Annotated in this window: 21 protein-coding genes; 9 read left to right on the top strand and 12 right to left on the bottom strand. The window is 57.2% G+C overall.

All coding sequences use genetic code 11. The features are described from left to right. The first annotated feature begins 130 nt into the window (after window positions 1-130). From C1J02_RS10850 to C1J02_RS10835, 4 genes are all read left to right on the top strand, one after another. Window positions 131-331 (top strand): hypothetical protein, encoded by a 201-nt coding sequence (locus C1J02_RS10850; RefSeq protein WP_114878593.1) that lies wholly within the window; start codon window positions 131-133, stop codon window positions 329-331. Then, window positions 328-738: an adenylyltransferase/cytidyltransferase family protein gene (locus tag C1J02_RS10845; protein ID WP_162798305.1), complete on the top strand. Its 411-nt coding sequence runs from the start codon at window positions 328-330 to the stop codon at window positions 736-738. The genes C1J02_RS10850 and C1J02_RS10845 overlap by 4 nt, the downstream gene beginning before the upstream one ends. Before the next feature lie 143 nt (window positions 739-881). After that, window positions 882-2,063, top strand: a complete 1,182-nt coding sequence (locus C1J02_RS10840; protein WP_114880514.1) for an MFS transporter — start codon at window positions 882-884, stop codon at window positions 2,061-2,063. 207 nt (window positions 2,064-2,270) lie between these two features. Next, on the top strand, window positions 2,271-2,459 hold the full coding sequence (locus C1J02_RS10835; protein WP_162798304.1) for a hypothetical protein: 189 nt from the start codon (window positions 2,271-2,273) through the stop codon (window positions 2,457-2,459). Window positions 2,460-2,482: 23 nt separating this feature from the next. On the opposite strand, the gene mfd is transcribed toward C1J02_RS10835, so the two are convergent. After that, on the bottom strand, window positions 2,483-5,956 hold the full coding sequence (mfd, locus tag C1J02_RS10830; protein WP_114878590.1) for a transcription-repair coupling factor: 3,474 nt from the start codon (window positions 5,954-5,956) through the stop codon (window positions 2,483-2,485). Window positions 5,957-5,987: 31 nt separating this feature from the next. Beyond that, the gene (locus C1J02_RS10825) at window positions 5,988-6,515 is read right to left on the bottom strand and encodes a component of SufBCD complex (protein WP_114878589.1); all 528 of its coding nucleotides are present in this window, start codon (window positions 6,513-6,515) and stop codon (window positions 5,988-5,990) included. Between the two features lie 122 nt (window positions 6,516-6,637). On the opposite strand from C1J02_RS10825, the gene hemB reads away from it, so the two are divergent. Continuing rightward, the gene (hemB, locus tag C1J02_RS10820; RefSeq protein ID WP_114878588.1) at window positions 6,638-7,636 is read left to right on the top strand and encodes a porphobilinogen synthase; all 999 of its coding nucleotides are present in this window, start codon (window positions 6,638-6,640) and stop codon (window positions 7,634-7,636) included. A gap of 111 nt (window positions 7,637-7,747) precedes the next feature. Here hemB and C1J02_RS10815 read toward each other — a convergent pair whose 3' ends face one another. Together C1J02_RS10815 and C1J02_RS10810 are read right to left on the bottom strand one after the other, a co-directional pair. Further along, complete coding sequence (locus tag C1J02_RS10815) at window positions 7,748-8,323, bottom strand: SRPBCC family protein (protein ID WP_114878587.1); 576 nt, start codon at window positions 8,321-8,323, stop codon at window positions 7,748-7,750. A gap of 56 nt (window positions 8,324-8,379) precedes the next feature. Further along, complete coding sequence (locus C1J02_RS10810) at window positions 8,380-9,288, bottom strand: aldo/keto reductase (RefSeq protein WP_114878586.1); 909 nt, start codon at window positions 9,286-9,288, stop codon at window positions 8,380-8,382. 159 nt (window positions 9,289-9,447) lie between these two features. On the opposite strand from C1J02_RS10810, the gene C1J02_RS10805 reads away from it, so the two are divergent. Together C1J02_RS10805 and C1J02_RS10800 are read left to right on the top strand one after the other, a co-directional pair. Then, window positions 9,448-10,320 (top strand): AraC family transcriptional regulator, encoded by an 873-nt coding sequence (locus tag C1J02_RS10805; RefSeq protein WP_114878585.1) that lies wholly within the window; start codon window positions 9,448-9,450, stop codon window positions 10,318-10,320. Between the two features lie 220 nt (window positions 10,321-10,540). Further along, window positions 10,541-11,107, top strand: a complete 567-nt coding sequence (locus C1J02_RS10800; RefSeq protein ID WP_114880513.1) for a YSC84-related protein — start codon at window positions 10,541-10,543, stop codon at window positions 11,105-11,107. A 165-nt stretch (window positions 11,108-11,272) separates the two neighbouring features. Here the strand turns inward: C1J02_RS10800 and C1J02_RS21070 are convergent, their stop codons facing one another. The 3 genes from C1J02_RS21070 to C1J02_RS10785 form a co-directional block, all read right to left on the bottom strand. Beyond that, window positions 11,273-11,917, bottom strand: a complete 645-nt coding sequence (locus C1J02_RS21070; RefSeq protein ID WP_205389797.1) for a hypothetical protein — start codon at window positions 11,915-11,917, stop codon at window positions 11,273-11,275. Next, window positions 11,914-12,402 (bottom strand): hypothetical protein, encoded by a 489-nt coding sequence (locus C1J02_RS10790; protein WP_114878584.1) that lies wholly within the window; start codon window positions 12,400-12,402, stop codon window positions 11,914-11,916. Before C1J02_RS10790 ends, C1J02_RS21070 begins: the two co-directional genes overlap by 4 nt. 142 nt (window positions 12,403-12,544) lie before the next feature. Further along, on the bottom strand, window positions 12,545-13,417 hold the full coding sequence (locus C1J02_RS10785; RefSeq protein WP_114880512.1) for an NAD(P)-dependent oxidoreductase: 873 nt from the start codon (window positions 13,415-13,417) through the stop codon (window positions 12,545-12,547). A gap of 100 nt (window positions 13,418-13,517) precedes the next feature. On the opposite strand from C1J02_RS10785, the gene C1J02_RS10780 reads away from it, so the two are divergent. Further along, window positions 13,518-15,983 (top strand): penicillin acylase family protein, encoded by a 2,466-nt coding sequence (locus C1J02_RS10780; protein WP_114880511.1) that lies wholly within the window; start codon window positions 13,518-13,520, stop codon window positions 15,981-15,983. Continuing rightward, entirely contained in the window at window positions 15,983-16,546 is a 564-nt protein-coding gene (locus C1J02_RS10775) for a pseudouridine synthase (protein WP_114878583.1), read from the top strand. The genes C1J02_RS10780 and C1J02_RS10775 overlap by 1 nt, the downstream gene beginning before the upstream one ends. A gap of 3 nt (window positions 16,547-16,549) precedes the next feature. On the opposite strand, the gene C1J02_RS10770 is transcribed toward C1J02_RS10775, so the two are convergent. The 5 genes from C1J02_RS10770 to trkA all read right to left on the bottom strand — a co-directional run bounded on the left by C1J02_RS10770 (window position 16,550) and on the right by trkA (window position 21,652). Then, the gene (locus tag C1J02_RS10770) at window positions 16,550-16,951 is read right to left on the bottom strand and encodes a DUF2177 family protein (protein ID WP_114880510.1); all 402 of its coding nucleotides are present in this window, start codon (window positions 16,949-16,951) and stop codon (window positions 16,550-16,552) included. A gap of 95 nt (window positions 16,952-17,046) precedes the next feature. Next, on the bottom strand, window positions 17,047-18,345 hold the full coding sequence (gene hflX / locus C1J02_RS10765; RefSeq protein WP_114878582.1) for a GTPase HflX: 1,299 nt from the start codon (window positions 18,343-18,345) through the stop codon (window positions 17,047-17,049). Further along, window positions 18,342-18,581, bottom strand: coding sequence for an RNA chaperone Hfq (gene hfq, locus C1J02_RS10760; protein WP_093915014.1), 240 nt, complete (start codon window positions 18,579-18,581; stop codon window positions 18,342-18,344). The genes hflX and hfq overlap by 4 nt, the downstream gene beginning before the upstream one ends. Before the next feature lie 131 nt (window positions 18,582-18,712). After that, window positions 18,713-20,251, bottom strand: coding sequence for a TrkH family potassium uptake protein (locus C1J02_RS10755; RefSeq protein WP_114878581.1), 1,539 nt, complete (start codon window positions 20,249-20,251; stop codon window positions 18,713-18,715). Between the two features lie 24 nt (window positions 20,252-20,275). Further along, a complete protein-coding gene (gene trkA / locus C1J02_RS10750; RefSeq protein WP_114878580.1) occupies window positions 20,276-21,652 on the bottom strand; it encodes a Trk system potassium transporter TrkA in 1,377 nt (458 codons plus the stop codon). Window positions 21,653-21,685 lie beyond the last annotated feature (33 nt).

Genomic DNA, 21,685 nt, shown 5'->3' with positions numbered 1-21,685 from the left:
TGTGACGGCCCCAGGGGACAGCCGCCGCAGTGAAATACCCAATTTCCTTTTGCGTCTGAGAAAATGTTGCCGTAGTCTGGTGTCAATGAGGGGCAAAAGCCTCCATCCAATAAAAAATTGAGCGGGTAATATGGCAGACGAGCACACAACACCGGACGCGGTGGTCAAAATACGTCCATCTGAACATCAAAGATCTGTGGCAGTTGGGGCCTTTGGGCGATCGTTTGACACGATCGGCGGGCAATCCGGCACGGCACGCGCGATCAAGGCCGTTTGGCGCAATGAAACGGGCCCCTGTTCTGGCGCGTCCTCGGAAACAGAAACACCGTGACCCAGATTGCAGGCCGACACCGTGTCATTTTGACATACGGTCGCTTTGATCAGTTTGGCCAGAATCACATCAGACTTTTGCGCGGTCTGGCGGCACTTGGGGATGAATTGATCGTTGGTTGCGCCAGCGATAATTTCGCCCAGCTTCAAGGGCACCCTTGTCTGCAGTCTTTTAAGATGCGCCGGGCAATGCTGGACAAATGCCGGTTCGTGTCTCGTGTCATTACGGAAGAGAGCTTTGAACAAAAGCATACCGACGTGATCAACTACAATGTTTCTGTTCTTGCGATACGCGCTGCATGGGCCGGTCAGTGTGATGATTTGCGTGATATTACCCAAGTGCATTACCTGCCGGACCATGAAGAGGTGAATGCCCATTTGGGGACACGCCATACAGCTTTGGCATAATTAACGTTTGTTGATTGTGCAGCGCGCAACCTTAGGTTAAGTCTGACGCCAAGTCGCGTCACAAATGGCCCGATTATTTTTCGGAGCGTTGCGTGCCGTTTAAAGACAATAATTTCAAATTGGGCCGTGTTGAATTTGTCGCGATGATCGCAATGCTGTTTGCGACCATAGCATTCTCGATGGATGCAATGTTGCCTGCACTGCCTGAAATCGCGGCAGAACTTGCCCCTGATATGGCGCAACGCGCGCCGTTGATCCTCACGGCATTCTTTCTGGGCATGGGTATCGGGACGTTCGTCGCAGGCCCGCTTTCCGATGCATATGGACGGCGCACAGTCGTTTTTGTCGGTCTTGCAATTTACATCATCTCTGCGGCCGTTGCTTGGTACAGTTCCACCCTTGAGATCATGCTGATTGCCCGCATCTTTCAGGGGCTGGGCGCATCCGGCCCGCGGGTCGTGTCCGCCGCGATCATTCGCGATCTGTTTGTAGGGCGTGAAATGGCGCGGATCATTTCGTTTGTGATGCTGGTCTTTACGCTGGTTCCTGTGCTTGCACCGGCGATTGGGGCGCTGATCATTTCCGTATCCGGGTGGCGCGGTATTTTTCTGGCGTTTATCATCTTTGCGGTGACAATTGCTGGTTGGATGGCCATCCGCCTGCCTGAAACCTTGCCGGTCGAGCGCCGTCGCCCGCTCAGGTTGCGCCTGATGTGGGTTGCTGTGGTCGAGATTTTCAGCCACCCCACCGTGCGGATATCCATTCTGGTGCAGACACTTGCGATGTCGATGCTGATTATCACACTGATGCTGGTGCAACCGATCTATTCTCAGGTCTTCGACCGCTCCACCAGCTTTCCGTTTTGGTTCGGCGGCATCGCCCTTGTGGCGGGCAGCGCCAGTATCATCAACGCGCTGCTTGTTGTCCGCTATGGCATGCGTCGGTTGGTAACGATCACGCTGGGGGCGCAAATCCTGTTGTCCGGGGCGATGCTGATGTTCAGCCTTGCAAGCCTGACAGAGCCTTATGGCTTTGTGGCATTTGTGGTCTGGCAGACCTGTCTGTTCTTTCAGGCCGGACTGACCTTGGGCAATCTGAATGCCATCGCGATGGAACCGATGGGCCATATCGCTGGCATGGCGGCGTCGGTCACGGGGGCTTTCTCAACAGTCATTGCCGCCTTGGTGGTTGTGCCAATCAGCGCATTGTTCGATGGCACCACAACGCCTTTGGTCATGTCGGTGCTGTTTATGGCAGCGGTCGGTTTTGCACTCATGCTGCAGATGGGCCGCGTGGAGGCGCAGCAAACCTCAAATGCAGCGTAACCCGCAGGCCCGAGCCATCTGTGCCCATTTAATGGGCGGATAACTGCCAGATTAACTTTTGATTCACTTTCAGGTTGATATGATTCAGCTTAAGCGCGCAACTTGCTGCATATTGTTGCTTTGGTCAGGTCCACGTCTGCGCTGCTGAAATGACATGTTCGCCTGACCCGAATGATCTGCTTAATCTGCATCAAAAGGGACACTGCCATGACCTCCACAACCCTCGATGACAACATCTCTGCTTTGGAACGCATCCTGTCGCGTGCCAGTGACCAGGAGAAAGCAACGCTGGCAAGACGCCTGCACGATTTGCTTAACCAAAAGAGACCTCCAAGATACGCGGCTGTCAGCACCGCCGACGAGGAAGAAGATTTTTTTGACAATATGCCAGTCTAGAACGGGCCATCGTTGGTGCCGGTTTATCCGCGCTTTGCGATCGTCTTTTCCTTGGCAATCACGTGCTCTGCCAGATCACGGGCGATGGCAAATGCGCCTTTGATCTTGTCGACATCGTTCTTCCAGTCCCGGCGCACGACAATCTTGTTGTCTTTGACCTTTGCCAAACCACGTTGATCCTGAATGAACGACACCAACCCTTCGGGTGATGCGAATTTGTCGTTGTGAAACTGGATCGTGGCCCCCTTCGGCCCACCATCCAGTTTTGCAATGCCGGCGCGTTTGCACATCGCCTTGATCCGCACCACCAACATCAATGTGTTCACCTCGCGTGGCAGCTTGCCAAAGCGGTCAATCAATTCGGCCGCGAAACCTTCCAGCTCGACCTTGGTGCTTAGGCTGCTCAGGCGGCGGTAAAGGCCAAGCCGGACATCCAGATCGGGGACGAATGCCTCGGGGATCAACACCGGCACACCCAGATTGATCTGCGGGGCCCATTGATCATCTGCTTCGCTCAGGCCCTCCATTTCGCCCGCTTTGATCTTGGCAATCGCTTCTTCCAGCATGCTTTGATACATTTCAAAGCCAACATCGCGCATCTGGCCTGATTGTTCTTCACCCAGCAGATTTCCGGCCCCGCGAATGTCCATGTCCTGCGATGCGATGGTGAACCCGGCCCCCAAGGTATCAAGTGAGCCCAGCACCCGCAGACGCTTTTCGGCGGTGGCGGTCAGTTTTGCCCGTGGTTTGGTGGTCAGATAGGCATAGGCGCGGGTTTTGGAGCGCCCTACCCGGCCCCGGATCTGATAGAGCTGTGCAAGACCAAACATATCGGCGCGGTGTATGACCATCGTGTTCGCTGTGGGGATATCGAGGCCGGATTCAACAATCGTGGTGGCCAGCAGGATGTCATATTTACCGTCATAAAAGGTGTTCATGCGGTCGTCCAGTTCACCCGCCGCCATCTGACCATGCGCCACCACATAGCTCAGTTCAGGCAGTTGCGATTTGAGGAATTCCTCAATCTCGGGCAGATCACTGATGCGCGGCACCACATAGAATGATTGCCCGCCGCGGTAATGTTCGCGCAACAGGGCTTCGCGCAGTGTCACGGTGTCGAATTCGCTGACATACGTCCGGATCGCCAGTCGGTCGACGGGCGGTGTGCCGATGATGCTGAGGTCGCGCACCCCTGTCAGGCTCAGTTGCAGGGTGCGTGGGATTGGTGTTGCGGTCAGGGTCAACACGTGAATGTCCGTCCGCAATGCCTTGAGGCGCTCTTTATGGCCGACGCCAAAGTGCTGCTCTTCGTCGATGACCAGCAAGCCGAGGTTCTGAAACCGGATGCCTTTGGCCAACAGCGCATGGGTGCCAATCACGATGTCCACGGTGCCGCGCGCCATGCCATCGCGGGTCAATGCGGCGTCCTTGGCGCTGACAAACCGGCTGAGCTGGCGCACGTTGATTGGAAAGCCGCGAAACCGTTCGGCAAAGCTCTTGTAATGTTGGCGCGCCAGCAAGGTCGTGGGCGCGATGACCGCCACCTGAACCCCTGACATGGCCGCGACAAACGCGGCGCGCATGGCCACTTCGGTTTTGCCAAATCCCACGTCCCCACAGATCAGTCGATCCATCGGCGTGCCGCTGGTCAGATCATCAATCACGTCGCCAATGGCGCGCAATTGATCGTCGGTCTCGGTATAAGGAAAACGCGCGCTGAATGCGTCCCACATGCCGGGCGGTGGTTCCAAGACCGGGGCCTTGCGCAGGGCACGTTCGGCAGCAATGCGAATAAGCTTATCGGCCATCTCGCGGATGCGTTCCTTGAGCTTGGCCTTTTTCGACTGCCATGCGCCGCCGCCCAACCGATCAAGCAGACCTTCTTCGTGGCCGTATTTTGACAGCAGTTCGATGTTCTCAACCGGCAGATAAAGCTTGGATTTTTCTGCGTATTCAAGCACCAGACATTCATGCGCGGCCCCGGCGGCGGTGATTACCTCCATGCCGTGGTATCGGCCGATGCCGTGGTCCACATGTACAACCAGATCGCCGGGTGTGAGGCTTTGTGCTTCGGTCAGGAAATTCTCGGCGCGGCGCTTGCGTTTGGGAGCGCGGATCAGGCGGTCACCCAGCACATCCTGTTCGGAAATGACCGTCAGCTGGCCCTCACCAAACGGTGCCTCAAATCCATGTTCCAACGCCCAGACCGCCAGATGCAGCCCGCGTTTGCCCAGGCGTTTGGCATTGGATATCGGAATGGCTTCGGCCAACCCTTCATCCTCTATCAACCCGGTCAGGCGTTCGCGCGCGCCCTCAGAATAGCTGGCAATCAGTACCGGCCCGTCTTGAAGTTTCGCTTTAATATGCGCTGCCAAGGCCCCAAAAAGGCTGATGGATTCCTGTTGCCGTTCTGGGGAAAAGTTGCGCCCGATCCGCGCGCCAGTGTCCAACACCCCTGGCCCCGTGGGTTGTGGCAATGGGTTGAACTGGATCAACCGGTGGTCCGCTGTGGCCAACAACCACGCCTCATCGGTCAGGTATAAACCTTCGGGTGGGCTTGGCTTGTAAACGCTGTCCATTCTGGACCGGTTCGCCATCGCCAAACGCCGAGTTTCATATTGATCCGCAATGCTGTCCCAGCGGGCCAACCGCGTGGGCGTTGTCTGATCATCGAGCGTGACCGTGGCACCTGGCACGTAATCAAAGAGCGTTTCCAGATCGTCGTGAAAGAATGGCAGCCAGTGTTCGGCACCTTGATGTTTGCGCCCCGCCGAGATTGCCTCGTAAAGAGGATCATCGGTGCCTGCCGCACCAAATTCAATGCGATAGTTCTGCCGAAACCGGGTGATTGCGGGCTCATCCAATATAACCTCGCTCACCGGGGCAAGCTCAATCAAGTCCAGTTTTTCGGTGGTGCGCTGCGTGACCGGGTCAAATCGGCGCGCCCCGTCCAATGTGTCACCAAATAGATCCAGACGCACCGGGCCCAGATCACCGGGCGGATAGATATCAATGATGCCACCGCGAATGGCATAATCACCCGGTTCCATCACCGTGGGGCTTTGGACAAATCCCATCCGCACCAGAAATGTGCGCAAGGCCGCCTCGTCAATGCGGTGGCCCACCTGGGCACTGAACGCGGCATCGCGCAGGATCGCGCGCGCAGGCACGCGTTGGGTTGCGGCGTTGAGGGTTGTCAGCAGGATGTATTTGTCCGGCATCCCATGCACCAACCCGGCCAGCGTGGCCATGCGTTGTGCGGAAATATCGGCATTGGGCGATACCCGATCATAGGGCAGACAATCCCAGCCGGGAAATGTGACCACGGGCATGTCAGGTGCGAAAAACCGCAACGCCGCGTGCATCGCCGCCATGCGTTTGTCATCGCGCGCGACATGCACGACAGGCACGCCCTTTTTGGCAATCTCATCCAGGATTGCCTTTGCGTCATAACCTTCTGGGGTGCCGGAAAGGGTGATTTTGGTCTGTTCAGCCATGGGGCCTCATTTGGCACCGATGGGCGCGCTGTCAACCACCAAGAGGGCCAATTGCCATATTTTGATACATGCCCCACAGGGCCGTTACAAAAATCGCAACCATCCCAATGATCTGGGTGTAAAGACGATGCCGTAACAGGCGTTTGTGCAACCGTTCGCCCTTGGCATCCTCAAGCTGGATCAGCCGCGCGGTCGATATGCTCAGAATGCCGACAATCGACAGCGGAAAGGCCAGCAAGAACACCGCCTGTGCAAATTCCATATTGTAGTAAAATGCGAGAAGCCCCAGCATGGTCAGACCAAAGCACCCGAAACCCAGTAACCACAGGCCCGACAGCTGGGCGATGTACATCATCCGGTTCACCATGATGCGCACCATGTCTTCAAGGTCGACCTGCGCCTGACCACCTTGTCTGCGCGCGCGCAACACCATGTCATAGGGCACGCCAATCACCCAGTGGCTGGCAGTTGACCACACAACTGCAAGCACGATCCAGAACCACAGGTTCGAGAAGGATCGCATGTCAATCAGTTCAAAAAGTATCTGATACCAGTCCAAGGTTTGGCGTCCATCATTGGCAAAGTCCGGTCGTCATAGCGGGGGTTTGCGGCAATTCCTACCCTTGAGGCGCGTGATTTTTCGTGGCAAGCCAAGGTGGCCACCATTTGAGGTATTTTTGCATGCACCCTGTTCACGCCCCCTTTCCCGCTATGCGTTTACGCCGAACCCGCGCGACCCCCGCCATCCGGGCTTTGGTGCGTGAAAATGCCCTGTCGGTTGGGGATCTGATCTGGCCGGTATTTGCGCGCAGTGGCGAGGGCATTGAAGAACCGGTGCCGTCGATGCCCGGCGTGATGCGGCGGTCCGTGGATAAGGTGGCCGAGGCCGCGCGCGCCGCTGCCGATCTGGGGATCGGGGCGATGTGCGTCTTTCCCTACAGCGGACTTGCCGACCGGACCGAAGATTGCGCCGGGGCCTGGGACCCCCAAAACCCCGCCAACCGCGCGATCCGTGCGATCAAAGCTGCGGTGCCTCAGATGGCGGTGATGAGCGATGTGGCACTGGACACCTATAACATCAATGGCCATGACGGTTTTGTGGAGGATGGTATCATCGTGAACGACCGCACCGTCGAGGCACTGGTCAAGATGGCGCTGGCGCAGGCCGACGCGGGGGCCGATATCATTGGGCCATCGGACATGATGGATGGCCGGATTGGCGCGATCCGCAACGCGCTTGAAAGTGCCGGGCATTCAGATGTGATGATCCTGAGCTATGCCGCCAAATATGCCTCGGCGTTCTATGGCCCGTTCCGTGATGCGGTGGGCGCGTCGGGCGCGCTGACCGGCGACAAGAAAACCTATCAGATGGACCCGGCCAATGGTGATGAAGCGCTGCGTCTTGTGGCGCGCGACCTCAGCGAAGGGGCGGATATGGTCATGGTCAAACCCGGCCTGCCCTATCTCGACATTTGCCGGCGCGTCAAAGACGCATTTGGCGCACCGACGTTTGCCTATCAGGTGTCAGGCGAATACGCGATGATCAAAGCCGCCAGCGCGAACGGTTGGATCGATGAAGAGCGGGTGATGATGGAAAGCCTGATGGCGTTCAAACGCGCTGGCTGCGACGGGGTGCTGACATATTTTGCACCGGACGCGGCAAAAGTATTGTCTGCGTGAATGGCTGGTTTGAGGCCAGACCTACGCGGTTTCTTCAGCGTGAAGAATGTCCGCTATGATTGGCGGCGCGAAGCCCTCTCATAAAAGGTTTACGTCGCTAGCATACCAGGATCAGTTTTCCACGACGGCCTTCAGCTCTGCGTTGAAAATTTGATACATGGGTAAAAGCTGCGCGACGAAATCCGTGGCATATGGATTGTCGACAACCTCGTCTGATTGAATGAATAAGGTCTGATACCCGCAAGTCTCAACACGATAGATATGATTATCGCGACCGCCGCCGATATCCTCCGGGAAAGGGTCAGACCAACCGAATTTCTCGCCCTCTTGATAGATCAGCGTATGTGGAATTTCGTTCGAATTCGGTTGACCGTTTTCGCCGACACCAAAGATGAAGGTGATCACCACATTTCCACCATCTTTGATGTCGCCGGTCATGGTTTGCAACGTGCCGGTGCTCCAACTTGCCATGTTTTCGAAATCCGTCAGGGTTGCCCATACATCTGCGGCCGCGGCATCAATGAGAACCGATGTGTTCACCGTCGCATGGGTCGCGCTCAGCTGGGCGATGCTGGCGCTCATCATGGTCGCGTCACACGAGGTTTCTGCGGACAGCGGCGCACCTAGCGCAACCGCCAACAGCGGTGCGGCAAGAAAAGTCGAGGTGATAAGGCAAGATCGTTTCATGATCGCTCCATTTGCGTCTGGTTTTAAAAGATTTGCAGGCAGGAAAGAGGCCGCGTCTACTTGCTTGGGTCGCCAGACGCCCAAGCCACACCCTCGCCGCGGTCCATAGTTGCCATTGTCGCCATATCGGCCTCATCAATGGAAAAGGAGAACAGATCGATGTTTTGTCGCATCCGGTCAGGGTTCAGGCTTTTGGGCAGCACGGCATACCCATTCTGCACCCCCCAACGCAGCAGAAGCTGCGCTTCTGAAACACCGTATTTCTCGGCCATGGCTTTGAACGCGGTGCTATCCGCTTTCATATCGTCGGTCTTGGCGCTGTCCTGCCCTTTTTCGACCCGCCATGTCGAGAGCGGCACGAGGCTGCTATAGGCAATCGGCGCAATGTCGTGCGCCTTCATATAGGAAAGCAGTTTCGGTTTCTGGGACCAAGGATGCAATTCGATCTGATTGGCATCGGGCATTGGCAAGCCAGCGGCCTTTATCTCGTCAAGATGGCCCTCATTAAAGTTGCTCACCCCGACGGATCGGGCTTTTCCGCGCGCTTTCAGTTCCAACAGGGCACGCCATTGTTCCAGCCGCATGTTACCGCCGTAGGGGGCGTGGATAAGATAGAGGTCCACATAATCCAATCCAAGACGCGCAAGGCTTGCGTCGCACTCCTCAAGCGTTTGCTCCCCGGTCTTGGGCGCGTCGCCCCAAGCCGGATTTCCGGGCCAAAGCTTGGCGGTCACAAACAGATCGGCGCGTGCAATGCCTTCTTTATGCAGACCACTCTTGATCCCGGCACCGACGGTTTCTTCGTTCCGGTAACCGGAGGCAGTGTCGATGTGCCTGTAGCCCGCTGCGATGGCGGAACTGATCGTCAACTCAGCATCGTCGTTTGAGATCAGATAGGTGCCGAAGCCGACCGCCGGGATGGCCGTCTCAGAGTTCAATGGAAAGGTGATTGTTGGTCCAGACATGAGGTGCTCCGCGCGTTATCTTGCTCGATGAGAAGCTAGGAGTTGGGCCGGGTCCTGTCCTGCCAATTTCTCCGTCATATCTGCCAATTCCTCCAATCATTCGGCATAAAGCGTGATTTCAACGAGGGGATTTGTTATGGATGAGACGAGGAGGCCGCGATGTCTTTTGAAAAACTACAACAGCTGGCAACAGAGCTTGCTTTAAGAGAAAGCAAGCATTCCGGCAGAGTTCTTCCCTCTGCGCATGTATTTCAACGCCGTGAAGTCAGTGCGTTCGAGGCGGTCGTCTACAATCCTGTCATCTGCCTAATTCTACAGGGAAAGAAAGAAATGCATATCGGCGACAGGCGCGTGTCTCTTGCTGAGGGCGACGCTCTCGTGGTCAGCCATGACTTACCAGTGGTGTCAAAGATCACCGAAGCCAGCCCGGAAACGCCTTATCGAGCGCTCATACTTTCCCTCGACTTAGGTGTCCTACGCAGTCTCTATGAACAGGTTGGCGAAGCGGTATCAGAAGCCCATCATGCAACGTCCCTTTCAGCCAGCGCGGCCGATCCCGCATGGATAGAGCCAATGGAACGCTACCTCGATTTGATGGACGCGCCGCTGGATGCGCAGGTCCTCGGGCCGATGATCCTGAAGGAAATACACTTTCGCCTTCTTATGTCGCCGATTGGCGGCATGTTGAGGAACCTGTTGTCGGTGGACAGCCATGCCAGCCGTATTTCCAGAGCAATTCAGCAAATCAGAGCTAATTTTTGCGACCCATTGGTGGTGGGTGACCTCGCCCAAATAGCAGGCATGAGCCAGTCGTCGTTTCACGAACACTTCAAATCAGTGACTGGAACCACACCGCTACAATATCAAAAGGACTTGCGGATGATCCAAGCGCGCGCGCTTTTGGCAAAGGGCGTCCCTTCGGTTTCCGTTGCGAGTTTTGAAGTTGGCTACGAGAGCCCCACACACTTTAGCCGGGACTATTCCCGCAAATTCGGTTGCTCGCCAAAACACCATCTTGCCCGGGCATCATAGGTTCCCAATATTGCAGATGCGGACGTTCAGATTTCAACGAATAACGGCGACTTCGTCCGTTTAGCCGTCCTCGCGTTGGTTCTTTTCCCCATGAAAAGGCACTAATCCGCCAACTTTATCGTTACCTGCCCCAAAACGCATGACAACCGGCATATTTTTGCTTAATGTTCCTGACAAGTCGGGCGAACCGGCAGCAGGCAACAATTACAGGCAGTACATGATGAAAAATCCGATTTTCTCGCGGCGCGTATTCACTTTTGGCGCGTTGGCAAGTGTGGGCGTGACCGCAGCATGCGGCAACGGCGTGGGCGGTCGCGGTGGGGCGATGATTGATGCGCGGGTCGATGCGACATTGTCAGAGATGTACCGCAGCTTTCCAAACACCCAAAACCTTGCCGCCAAGGCCAATGGCCTGCTGGTCATGCCGCTGGTGACAGAAGCGGGTCTGGGCTTTGGCGGTGCCTATGGTCGGGGTGCCTTGCGCGTTAATGACACCACCGTTGATTATTATTCCGTGACCAAGGCATCCGGTGGTCTGCAAATCGGCGCGCAGCAATATGCGCATGTGCTGTTTTTCATGACCGAACAGGCGCTGACCGATTTCCGCCGTTCCCCCGGTTGGGCGGCGGGTGCCGATCTGGAATACGTGATCTCTGACAAGGGCGACAGCGTGGCCGCAGACACAACCACCGTCCTGGCCCCGGTTCTGGCAGCGGTCTTTGGTCGGGCCGGCCTGCGCATTGGCGCGACGCTGGAGGGCACCAAATATTCGCGGATTATTCCGTAACTTCTTTCGAGAAGATCATGCTTTTGGAAGCGGGCGATTTATTTGTCCGCTTTTTTATCAGATGTGTCTGAATTGTTCGCTATAATACCGGCTGTGCGGACAAAGTTAGCTTTCGCTGCGGCTACGCCAATGACTGCTTTGTGCAAAAGCATTTTGGGCCAAAAGCTATAAAGAACCGAAAATTTGTGCGCCTAGAGAACGCGTTGTGTTGTTTGCCTTATCCGGCAAACCCATTTCGTCACGGATTGTGATCAAATGCTGCCGCGCCGGCTGCGTCACTCCATCCACTAAGGTTGTGAAGGAACCGCTGACGTGTTTTCGGGCAGTTACTCTGCCATGCCTGTATTCTTCGATCACTTCGCCCACATCAAAGCCTGTGGCAGTCATAGGCGGGATTTCCTCACCAGCCGGGTCGCCAAGCCTACACCAGGCCTCTTCGAATTCAGGCAGCATGTAATTCTTAGCCTCAAGCCAGAACGCACGGTTTTTGCCGTTGTCTTGACTCGCGTGCTCTTTCACTTCGTCCAAAGTCAGTACATAGCAAACGGGCGTGTCTGACCCGGCTCCTACCGTGATCACCCACCACCTTGACCGCAGCCGTTCTAAACTAGTGCCAAGAGGCACAGCGGACTTTTTTGAGAGGCCCTTCGACTGTATCGGATGGACACCGCTTTCGTCCTTGTTGACCGCAAACATGTCTGCACCGCGGGCGTTACGAGTCGTCATTGACACCGCCCATGCAAGTCGCGACAGCTTTGCCGCGACATGATAAATCGCACAGTTGCCCGTAATCTGGGCAGCGTTGCTCATGCTGACTTGGCCCATTGAATGCAAGCTAACCGGTGCTCGTCATAAATCGCTCTCGGTTCGCCCTTGTAATCAATTCCTGCTGCGTCCAGCCCTTTTAAGAAGCCTATCGTAACAGCATCGTTTACCTTGCCACCTGCATTGCCGAGCATCGCCGTAAGTTGCGGCAAGTTGTGAGACCTGCAATATATGCACATCCGATCAAGGCTCAACGCGCTGTTCACCCATTGGCCCCACTTCTGCGTATCCGGATCGAACACACCTGACGCAATCGCAATCTGCTTAAAGTCGGTGGGCGTTTCCGTTCTTGCCGCTTCGATCAGATGATCAACCGCCAGCTTTAAATTGAAGCCCTTAACAGTTCGCGTTGACAACTCGGCCATCGCTTTGACGCAAAGAGGCTCGCCCATCTTCCCGGCTTCGCGATGGCGGATAATAATTGTTTCGAGTTGTTCAGGCGTTCGTGTTCTTAGATGCTCAGGTGTCATGAACTACCACTACAACAAATCTAGCATTGCCAACAGCCTTGTATGCAGACCCGTCATTCATGCAGGCTGCAGCATCAGTGACTTAGGGCTCTAAGCAGACCTTGGAAGTGGGGCCACCAATACAAGCAAAACCTAGCAACCGCTACCCCATTGCCCGCAACCGTTTGATCAGGCTGGACGTGTCCCAGCGTGCACCACCCAGTTTTTGCACATCCTTGTAGAATTGATCGACCAGCGCGGTGATGGGCAGGCTGGCACCGGTTTCATCGGCGGTATCCAGACAGATGCCGAGGTCTTTGCGCATCCAATCCACAGCGAAACCGTGGTCAAACTTGTCGTCCAGCATCGTCTCATAGCGGTTGGCCATTTGCCACGAGCCGGCGGCCCCCTGGCTGATCACTTCAACCACTGCACGGCCATCAAGGCCCGCCTTCTCGGCAAAATGCAGCGCTTCGGACAAGCCCTGCACCACGCCCGCGATGGCGATCTGATTGCACATCTTGGTCATTTGGCCCGCGCCGCTGTCGCCAATGCGCCGGCAAATCTTTGAATAGACGTCCATCACCGGCTGTGCGCGGTCAAACGCCCCCTGATCGCCGCCACACATGATCGACAATTGCGCATTTTCCGCGCCGGCCTGACCGCCGGATATGGGTGCGTCGACAAAACTGATCTGTACTGCATCCGCAGCCTCGTAAAGTTCGCGGGTCACGGCGGCTGAAACAGTGGTGTGATCGACAAATACCGCGCCTTTGGTCATGCCCGCAAACGCGCCCTCATCGCCCAGACAGACCGAGCGCAAATCATCGTCATTGCCGACACATGCCAGGACAAAATCAGCATCCTTTGCGGCCTCGCGTGGTGTTGACGCGGCGGTGCCACCATATGACTTGGCCCATGCATGCGCCTTTTCGGCGGTGCGGTTATAGACGGTCACATCATGGCCCGCCTTTTGCAGATGCCCGGCCATTGGACCGCCCATTACCCCAAGTCCCAAAAATGCGAGCTTTGCCATCTGCTTTTCCTTGTCATTCAGTTGCGATATTGCGAGACCCAACACCTAACACCTCATGCGCCTTGGTCAATCGGCGCCCTGCATTTACCCGGAGCAATCCATGGCCCTGATCTTTCGTTGGCTTGTGCGTCTAGCGGCCTTGCTGATTGTGCTGACAGTTGTGGTCACGGGGCTGGTCTATTGGCTCGCCTCGCGGTCCCTGCCCGATTACAATGACGAGGTTGCGGTTTATGGGCTGACTGCGCCTGTGGAAATCGTGCGCGACAATGCCAATGTGCCGCATATTTTCGGCGCGGTTGATCGGGACGTGTACTATGGCCTTGGCTTTGCCCATGCACAGGACCGCATGTGGCAAATGATCATGCTGCGGCGCACCGCCCAAGGGCGTCTGAGCGAAGTCTTTGGCACTGCCACATTGAACACCGACCAATTGTTGCGCCGCTTTGATATCTACAGGGCTGCCGTGAGGTCGGTTGAGGCGTTGGATCCGAAGACCCGCGCCGCACTTGAGGCCTATGCCACCGGTGTCAACGCGCGTCTGGATCAGATCAATTCCGAAGCACTGGGTCGCGGTGCCCCTGAAATGTGGTTGTTCAACGCGCCAATGGCCCCGTGGAGCCCTGCGGATTCCGTCGCAATTGTGAAACTCATGGGATTGCAGCTCTCCGGCCATCTGGAGGCCGAAGTGATCCGGGCGCGGACCTCGCTGGCGTTGCCGGATCAAAAGCGTCTGGTCGATATCCTGCCCGATGCCCCGGGAACGGGGGTTGCCGCATTACCGGAATATGCCGCCCTTGCACCGGGGGTCAAACGCTTTGCCGACAACATCCCGCTTGATGCGCATCCACTCTCGCCGTTCAAACATCTGGCGTTTTCCGGGGCGTCAAATGCCTGGGCGGCGGCACCGTCGCGGTCGGCGTCTGGCGGGACACTTCTGGCCAATGACCCGCATCTTGGCTTCACGGCACCGTCGATCTGGTATCTGGCGCGGCTTGAGCTTTCCTCTGGCGGGGTGATTGGGGCGACCATTCCGGGGATGCCGGTGGTCTTGACCGGGCGCAGTGCCGATTTGGGCTGGGGTCTGACTTCCGCCAATGTCGACGATCAAGATGTCTATATCGAAGAGATCAACCCGTACAACCCAGAGGAATACCGCACACCAGACGGGTTCAAAAAGTTTGTGACCCGGTCGTCCATTATCACCGTAAAAGACGCCGATCCGGTGACCGTGACCCTGCGCTGGACCGATAATGGCCCGGTGTTGCCCGGCAGTCATTACAATCTATCCTCCATCACGCCGCCCGGCCATGTCACATCCGTCAACTGGACTGTGCTTAGCGAGAACGACACGTCGCTGTCCGCCGCCATGGCCCTGATGGAGGCAAAAACCATCGAGGATGGCATCGCCGCTTCGGCGGGCTATGTGGCCCCGGCGCAGAACCTGATGCTGGCGGACCGCGATCGCATCGCCATGAAAACCATCGGTGCCTTGCCGCGCCGGGATGCCGGTCATCAAAGCAAGGGACGCATGCCCTCGCCCGGTTGGATCGCATCAAACCGCTGGGACGGCATCATGCCGTTCACCGCCAACCCCGAATTTGTCGCACCCTCGGGTGGTATTCTTGGCAATACCAACAACAAAACCGTGGACCGACCGTTCCCCAACCATGTGTCTTACCTGTGGGGCGACACCCAGCGGGTGCAGCGCTGGCAACGGTTGATGCAGAACCGGCAGGTTCACACCCGAGACAGTTTTATCGAAGCGCAACTTGATACGGTGAGTTTTACCGCACGGTCGCTGCTGCCGCTGATCGGTGCCGAGTTGTGGTTCACCGGAGAGGCCGCGGCGGACGGCACTGCCGAACGGCAACGCCAGCGCGCCCTGTCTTTGCTGGCCGGATGGTCGGGCGAAATGAACGAACACCTGCCGGAACCTTTGATCTATGCCGCATGGATACGGGCCTTGCAGGACCGGCTGATCCAGGACGAACTGGGGCCGCTTGCGGATGAGTTTGACCATGTTGAGCCATTGTTTATCGAGCGGGTCTATCGTGACGTTGACGGTGCTGCGGTCTGGTGTGACGTGCTGCAATCAGCCCCGGTGGAGACCTGCTCGGACATGGCGCGTCTGGCGTTGGATGATGCACTTTTGTGGATCAATGAGACATGGGGATCACAACTTGAATCCCTGCGCTGGGGGGACGCGCATCAGGCAACACACAATCACGCTGTGCTGGGTGAGGTGCCGGTGCTGCGGTATTTTGTGAACATCCTGCAATCGACATCAGGCGGCGACCACACCCTGCAGCGCGGGCGGACCAAGGGCACTGACCCTGATCCTTTCCAGAACGTGCACGGTGCGGGCTATCGCGGGGTTTATGATTTTGCCGATCCGGATTCGTCGGTCTTTGTCACCTCCACCGGGCAGTCGGGGCATTTTCTGTCGCGTCACTATGACGACATGGCCCAGCTGTGGCGGCGCGGGGAATACATCCCCATGTCGCTGGACGAAGGGCTTGCGCGGGCGGCGGCGGTTGGCGTGACTGTGCTCACGCCTGCGCAATAATGAACCGGGTTATCCTATTCAACAAACCTTACGGTGTGCTGTCGCAGTTCACTGACAAGGGCACAGCTGGCACAGCGCGGCCCACCTTGTCGGCTTATATTGAGGAACCGGGGTTCTATCCCGCAGGACGGCTCGACAAAGACAGCGAGGGATTGCTGGTGCTGACGGATAATGGCGCGCTGCAGGCCCGCATCGCCCACCCCAAATACAAGCGCCCCAAAACCTATCTGGTTCAGGTCGAAGGGACGCCAGATGCCGCAGCATTGGATGATCTGCGCAGGGGCGTGGTGCTCAAAGACGGCAAGACAGCCCCGGCAGTGGTCACTCAAATTGATCCGCCGGCCGGGCTTTGGGACCGCGATCCACCAGTCAGGTTTCGCAAGTCCGTGCCAGATGCCTGGTTGCAGATTACCATTCGCGAGGGGCGCAACAGGCAGGTGCGCCGCATGACCGCGCATGTCGGGCTGCCCACCCTGCGGTTGATCCGCAGCCAGATCGGCGATTGGCACCTGAATGATCTGCGCCCCGGCGCGTGGCGCTGGTCGTCTGAAACAGGTGCTTGAGGCTCAGGTCACGGCCCGCGCGATCCACACACCACCCGTGGCCGACACCGCCGTCAGGCAAATCCCCCAGGTGAAATCAGTTGCCACCATGGCCCAGGTCCAGTCCTTAAGCGTCGCCAGATTGGTAAACTCATAGGTCCCATAGGCCATCGCGCCGATCAGTGCTGCATTGCCCAAGACCCACATGAGGCTCTTGTCCCCGTCCAGCGCGGGCAGCGACACAAACCACAACAGCACCGCGATGTAGAATGCATAGAACACAAATGCAGGCAGAACGCGGAACTGGTCAAGCAACAACCCGCCAATATCTTTTTCAAAGGTCGGCTTGATGAGATAGCTCAGGCCGAGATAATCGAGACCCAGAAAGATCGCGAATGTTGCGATGTATAAGATGATGTACGTCATTTGGAACCCCGGCAATTTCATGTCTGGCAAACGATATGGGGCGGTGCTTGGGGAATCCGACCCATTTCGTGAAAAAATTTGGGAAAGGCATCAACCTACAGTCTTTGAAACTGAGCTTCCTGAGCAGCGGACCAGCGCACAGTCAGATCAAAACCCTCATCTGTCTGGCGTTCATCCTCAACAACCTCTTGCGCAAAGAGCCATGCACGCTTTTTGCCATCGGCAAAGCTCAGGGTGAGTTCCGCCTCGCGCACAGCACCCTGCAACGCCTTCGCAATCACCTTTTGCAGCGTATCAAGTCCTTCGCCGCTGATCGCTGAGATTGCCAGCACGTTTTCGTCCCGCTCAGCGCGGGCGCGCACCGCTTCGGCGGCCTCAGCCGGCAAGAGATCCAGTTTGTTCCACACCTCGAAAGTCCGGGTTTCGGCGGGAACGCCCAATGATGCCAGAATGTCGCGCACATCCTGCGCCTGTTCTTCGGTCTCGGCATGGGAAATATCACGCACATGACAGACGATATCAGCGGCCAGCACCTCTTCCAGAGTGGCGCGAAACGCCGCAACCAGTTCGGGCGGCAGATCGCTGATAAATCCAACTGTGTCACTGAGAATAATCTCTGGCCCGTCAGGCAGCACCAGCGACCGCATCGTGGGGTCCAGCGTGGCAAAGAGCATGTCTTTCGCCATGACGTCCGCGCCGGTTAAGCGATTGAACAGCGTCGATTTCCCGGCGTTTGTATAGCCCACAAGAGCCACAATCGGATAGGGCACTTTGGCACGCGCAGCGCGGTGCAATGCGCGGGTTTTCACCACCTTGTCCAACTGGCGGCGCAAGCGCACCAATTGTTCGTCGATGGCGCGTCTGTCTGATTCAATCTGGGTTTCGCCCGGACCACCGACAAACCCCAATCCGCCGCGCTGGCGTTCAAGGTGGGTCCATGCCCGCACCAGTCGCGTGCGCTGATAGTTGAGGGCGGCCATTTCGACCTGCAACACCCCTTCGCGGGTCGCTGCGCGGTCACTGAAAATTTCCAAGATCAACCCAGTACGATCAAGCAGTTTGACGCCCCAGGCTTTTTCCAGATTGCGCTGCTGCACCGGGCTGACATGGCCATCAACCAACACCAGTTCGATCTCGGCCTCTTCCAACGTGTCGTGCAGTTCCTTGACCTTGCCAGAGCCAAACAGCATCCCGGCACTCACCGTGCGCAGCGGCACAACGTCGGCACCGACCACTTCAAGTTGCGGCAGCGCCTTGGCCAATGCCACGGCTTCGGCCAGTGCCGGCACCGGGGCGCGGCGGTCATTGTCTGATTTTATCTCTGGATGCAGAACCCAAGCACGGGTGACGCGCGGGCCATCCGTGTCGTCAATCTGAAACGGTGGACGGCTCAATTCGCGTCTTCGCCCTCGTAAAGCGAGATCGGCTGGCTTGGCATGATCGTCGAAATGGCGTGCTTATAAACCAGTTGTGACTGACCATCGCGGCGCAACAACACGCAGAAGTTGTCAAACCATGTGATGACACCTTGCAGTTTTACACCGTTGATCAGAAAAATTGTGACCGGAACCTTGGTCTTGCGCACGTGGTTCAGGAATGCATCCTGAAGGTTCTGTCTGTCAGACGCCATAGTTCAAACTCGCTTTTGTTCTTGCTGGCATCCGCGGACCGGAGACCCCCATTGGATTGAGTATGTCGTGCGTTGCAGCGAGTTTCCAGCCCAAATATCCCGCACCATGTGCAGATTGACGCCAATGCGTGTCAGGCGCGCCACAAGTCGGGTGTCAAAAGCGCAATAATCGCCAGTGTTTCAAGGCGTCCCAGCACCATCGCGCCACATAAAACGGCTTTTGCCGTGAGACTGAGTTCGATCAGTTTTATGGGTGCATCCGCCGCATATTCGGTCAATGGCCCGGTGGTTGCGAGGCTGGACACCGATAAAACCAGTGCCTGCTCGAAATCTGTGCCCGCCAAAGTCAACAGCAAGGTGATGGCCGCAAGAGAGATCGCGAACAGCATGAAGAATATCCAGGCAATAAACGCCCCATTGCTTTGCAATCGTCGCCCCGACGCGCCCGCACCGCTGACCGAACTGGGATGGACAAGCCGCTCCATCTCGCGCGAGCCATTCTGATACAGCGCAAAGACGCGCAGCAATTTTACCCCGCCTGCCGTGGTGGCCACACCGCCACCGATCAGCGCCAGTCCCATCAGGATCAGCCCCGGCGTGGCAAGGCCGGACCAGCTTTGGGCCTCGCTCCAATGTTCAGAGACAAAACCGGTGGTCGTGAGAAACGACATAACCGTAAATACAGCGCCCCAGAATGCATAGGCCGCCTGCCCCAGATTATCCATGGATTCAACATCATAGGCCCCCAGAAAATGCCGCCCAAAAAGGACTAGCGGCACCCCGATGACAATGAAAAGTCCAATCCGGAACTCGGGATCGGTCATCAGCCCGCCCTGGGTCGCGGTCACTGTGTCTTTGGAAAAGGTCAGGCGCGACAAGGCAAAGAGCATAAACAACAGCATCACCGCCTCGCCCGCAACGCCGACATCTGACGTTTGCACCCCGCCAATCGGCGAAATGCCTGATGTCGCCAGAACCGACATGGCGTGACACAGGGCCACCAGCGGCCGTTCGCCATTGGCCAGCAGCAAAAGCCACAGCACCAGCGTGAGCGCCACATAGATGGGTGCCAATGCCTGCACGCTGCGGGCCAAACGGTGTCTGGGGTTCATAGGGGCCATGCGGTTGCTGTCAGTCTGGTCGCGCCTGCCCGGTTCAGCCTGCGACGTCACCTCGAACCCGCCAAGGTGTAGCGGTGCCAAAATCGCCGAGGCCGCGACCCACATCAACAAGCCCCCCATCCAGCCAACCTGTGCGCGCCACAAATGCAACGTATCCGTCAGCCGGTCTGGATCGCGAAACATGGTGGCACCGGTCGTGGTAATGGCGCTCACCATCTCGAAATACGCATGCAGAAACAGAGTTGTTGGCAGCGCCTCGACAAAGGGAATGGCAAAGAGGATCGGCAGAAACACAAAGGCCGCAAAAAGCGACATAAGCGGCCCCAACGCACCATGCCGGGGAGTGCGTCCCGCATGGGCAATGGCAATCATGGTGAACGCAATCACCCCAAGCAACCCGGTATAGAAAAACGCCCGTGACGCTTCAAGATCACGCACAACCAGACTGTAAACCGCAGGCACGATCATCGACACCGATGCAAGGCCGAACAGCTGCAAAAACAGCGGCAGTTGCAGCGTCGTGGCGCGGATAAAGCTTTGGCGGCTCACAGCGAAACAGTGTCCCTCTTGCGGTTAAAAGAAGTCGATGGAAACTTGCATCAATTGTTCAACCTTCGGCACATCCTCAGCCAATGCAAAAAGCGCGATAACATCGCCTTCATCAATCCGGGTTGATCCGACAGGGCGCATCACCTTGTCGCCCTTGCGCAGCATCCCGATCAGGACGCCTTCTGGAAAATCAATCTCTGACACCTGTTTGCCCGCAATCGGTGAGGTTGACAGAACTTCGGCCTCAATCACCTCCGCCTCGGCATCACCGATGGAATAGACGGCGCGGACCCGGCCATGACGGATGTGGCGCAAGATGGAACTGACCGTGGTGGCACGGGGGTTGATATAGGCGTCAATGCCAAGCGGCGTCATCAGCGGAACCAACGTCGGGTCGTTGATCAGCGCAATCACATACGGGCAGCCTTCGGCCTTGGCGCGCACGCACGCCAGCATGTTGGTTTTGTCGTCATCCGTTATGGCCAGCATTGCATCAGCGCGCGCGATCCCCGCCTCTGCCAATAGCGCGGCATCCAGACCATCACCATTCAGCACGATGGTGCGTTCCAACGCTTCGGCGGCACGTTCGGCACAGGCGCGGTTTTTCTCAATCACCTTGGTCCGCATTCGGGTTGGTCCCGCCTCAAGATGCTGCGCCACAGTCAGGCCGACATTGCCGCCACCGACCAGTACCACGCGTTCCTGTTTGGTGGTCTTCTTGCCAAAAATCTCCATTGTGCGGGGGATGTCGTCTTTGTGGGAAAAGACATAACAATCGTCGCCGGCAAAAAGCTGGTCCTTGGGTTCAGGGGCAAAAAGCGACCCGTCCCTGCGCACGCCAACCACCACCGCGCGCAGGGTTGAAAACAGATCTGTCAGCTGGCGCAGGGGCGTGTTGATCACCGGGCAATCGCCGCTGATCGTGATGCCCAGCAAATGCGCTTTGCCATCCATGAACACTTCGGTGTCGAAGGCCGCGGGGGCGGCCAATCGTTGCAGGGCCGCCGCCGCAACTTCTTTTTCCGGGCTGATCACCACGTCGATCGGCATGTGATCGCGGCGGTAAAGATCAGAGTAGATTGCATCGAGATAGGATTGGCTGCGCAGGCGCGCGATCTTGCGGTTGATTCCAAAGACCGAATGGGCGACCTGACAGGTCACCATGTTGACCTCGTCGGAATGGGTCGCGGCGATGATCATATCCGCATCCCGCGCGCCCGCCCGGTCAAGCACGTCAGGATAGCTCGCAAAACCTGCGATGCCCTGCACGTCCAGCGTATCGGTTGCACGGCGCACCAGATCGGCGTTGTTGTCCACAACGGTGACATCGTTCTTCTCACCGCTGAGATGGCGTGCGATCTGCCAACCGACCTGTCCCGCGCCGCATATGATCACTTTCATGACTGCACCTTTTGCCGTTGTCGCATGTCGTCC

It is taken from the genome of Sulfitobacter sp. SK011 (genome assembly GCF_003352065.1).
GTDB lineage: Bacteria > Pseudomonadota > Alphaproteobacteria > Rhodobacterales > Rhodobacteraceae > Sulfitobacter.
Note: the sequence above shows the minus strand (reverse complement) of the source record. Positions and strands in the feature narration are given on the sequence as shown.

Bases quoted from the DNA above. Each gene is read 5' to 3' on its own strand.
- C1J02_RS10850 (WP_114878593.1), top strand. From the start codon at position 131: ATGGCAGACGAGCACACAACACCGGACGCGGTGGTCAAAATACGTCCA.
- C1J02_RS10840 (WP_114880514.1), top strand. From the start codon at position 882: ATGATCGCAATGCTGTTTGCGACCATAGCATTCTCGATGGATGCAATG.
- C1J02_RS10835 (WP_162798304.1), top strand. From the start codon at position 2,271: ATGACCTCCACAACCCTCGATGACAACATCTCTGCTTTGGAACGCATC.
- mfd (WP_114878590.1), bottom strand. From the start codon at position 5,956: ATGGCTGAACAGACCAAAATCACCCTTTCCGGCACCCCAGAAGGTTAT.
- hemB (WP_114878588.1), top strand. From the start codon at position 6,638: ATGCACCCTGTTCACGCCCCCTTTCCCGCTATGCGTTTACGCCGAACC.
- C1J02_RS10815 (WP_114878587.1), bottom strand. From the start codon at position 8,323: ATGAAACGATCTTGCCTTATCACCTCGACTTTTCTTGCCGCACCGCTG.
- C1J02_RS10810 (WP_114878586.1), bottom strand. From the start codon at position 9,288: ATGTCTGGACCAACAATCACCTTTCCATTGAACTCTGAGACGGCCATC.
- C1J02_RS10805 (WP_114878585.1), top strand. From the start codon at position 9,448: ATGTCTTTTGAAAAACTACAACAGCTGGCAACAGAGCTTGCTTTAAGA.
- C1J02_RS10800 (WP_114880513.1), top strand. From the start codon at position 10,541: ATGAAAAATCCGATTTTCTCGCGGCGCGTATTCACTTTTGGCGCGTTG.
- C1J02_RS21070 (WP_205389797.1), bottom strand. From the start codon at position 11,917: ATGAGCAACGCTGCCCAGATTACGGGCAACTGTGCGATTTATCATGTC.
- C1J02_RS10790 (WP_114878584.1), bottom strand. From the start codon at position 12,402: ATGACACCTGAGCATCTAAGAACACGAACGCCTGAACAACTCGAAACA.
- C1J02_RS10785 (WP_114880512.1), bottom strand. From the start codon at position 13,417: ATGGCAAAGCTCGCATTTTTGGGACTTGGGGTAATGGGCGGTCCAATG.
- C1J02_RS10780 (WP_114880511.1), top strand. From the start codon at position 13,518: ATGGCCCTGATCTTTCGTTGGCTTGTGCGTCTAGCGGCCTTGCTGATT.
- C1J02_RS10775 (WP_114878583.1), top strand. From the start codon at position 15,983: ATGAACCGGGTTATCCTATTCAACAAACCTTACGGTGTGCTGTCGCAG.
- C1J02_RS10770 (WP_114880510.1), bottom strand. From the start codon at position 16,951: ATGACGTACATCATCTTATACATCGCAACATTCGCGATCTTTCTGGGT.
- hfq (WP_093915014.1), bottom strand. From the start codon at position 18,581: ATGGCGTCTGACAGACAGAACCTTCAGGATGCATTCCTGAACCACGTG.
- trkA (WP_114878580.1), bottom strand. From the start codon at position 21,652: ATGAAAGTGATCATATGCGGCGCGGGACAGGTCGGTTGGCAGATCGCA.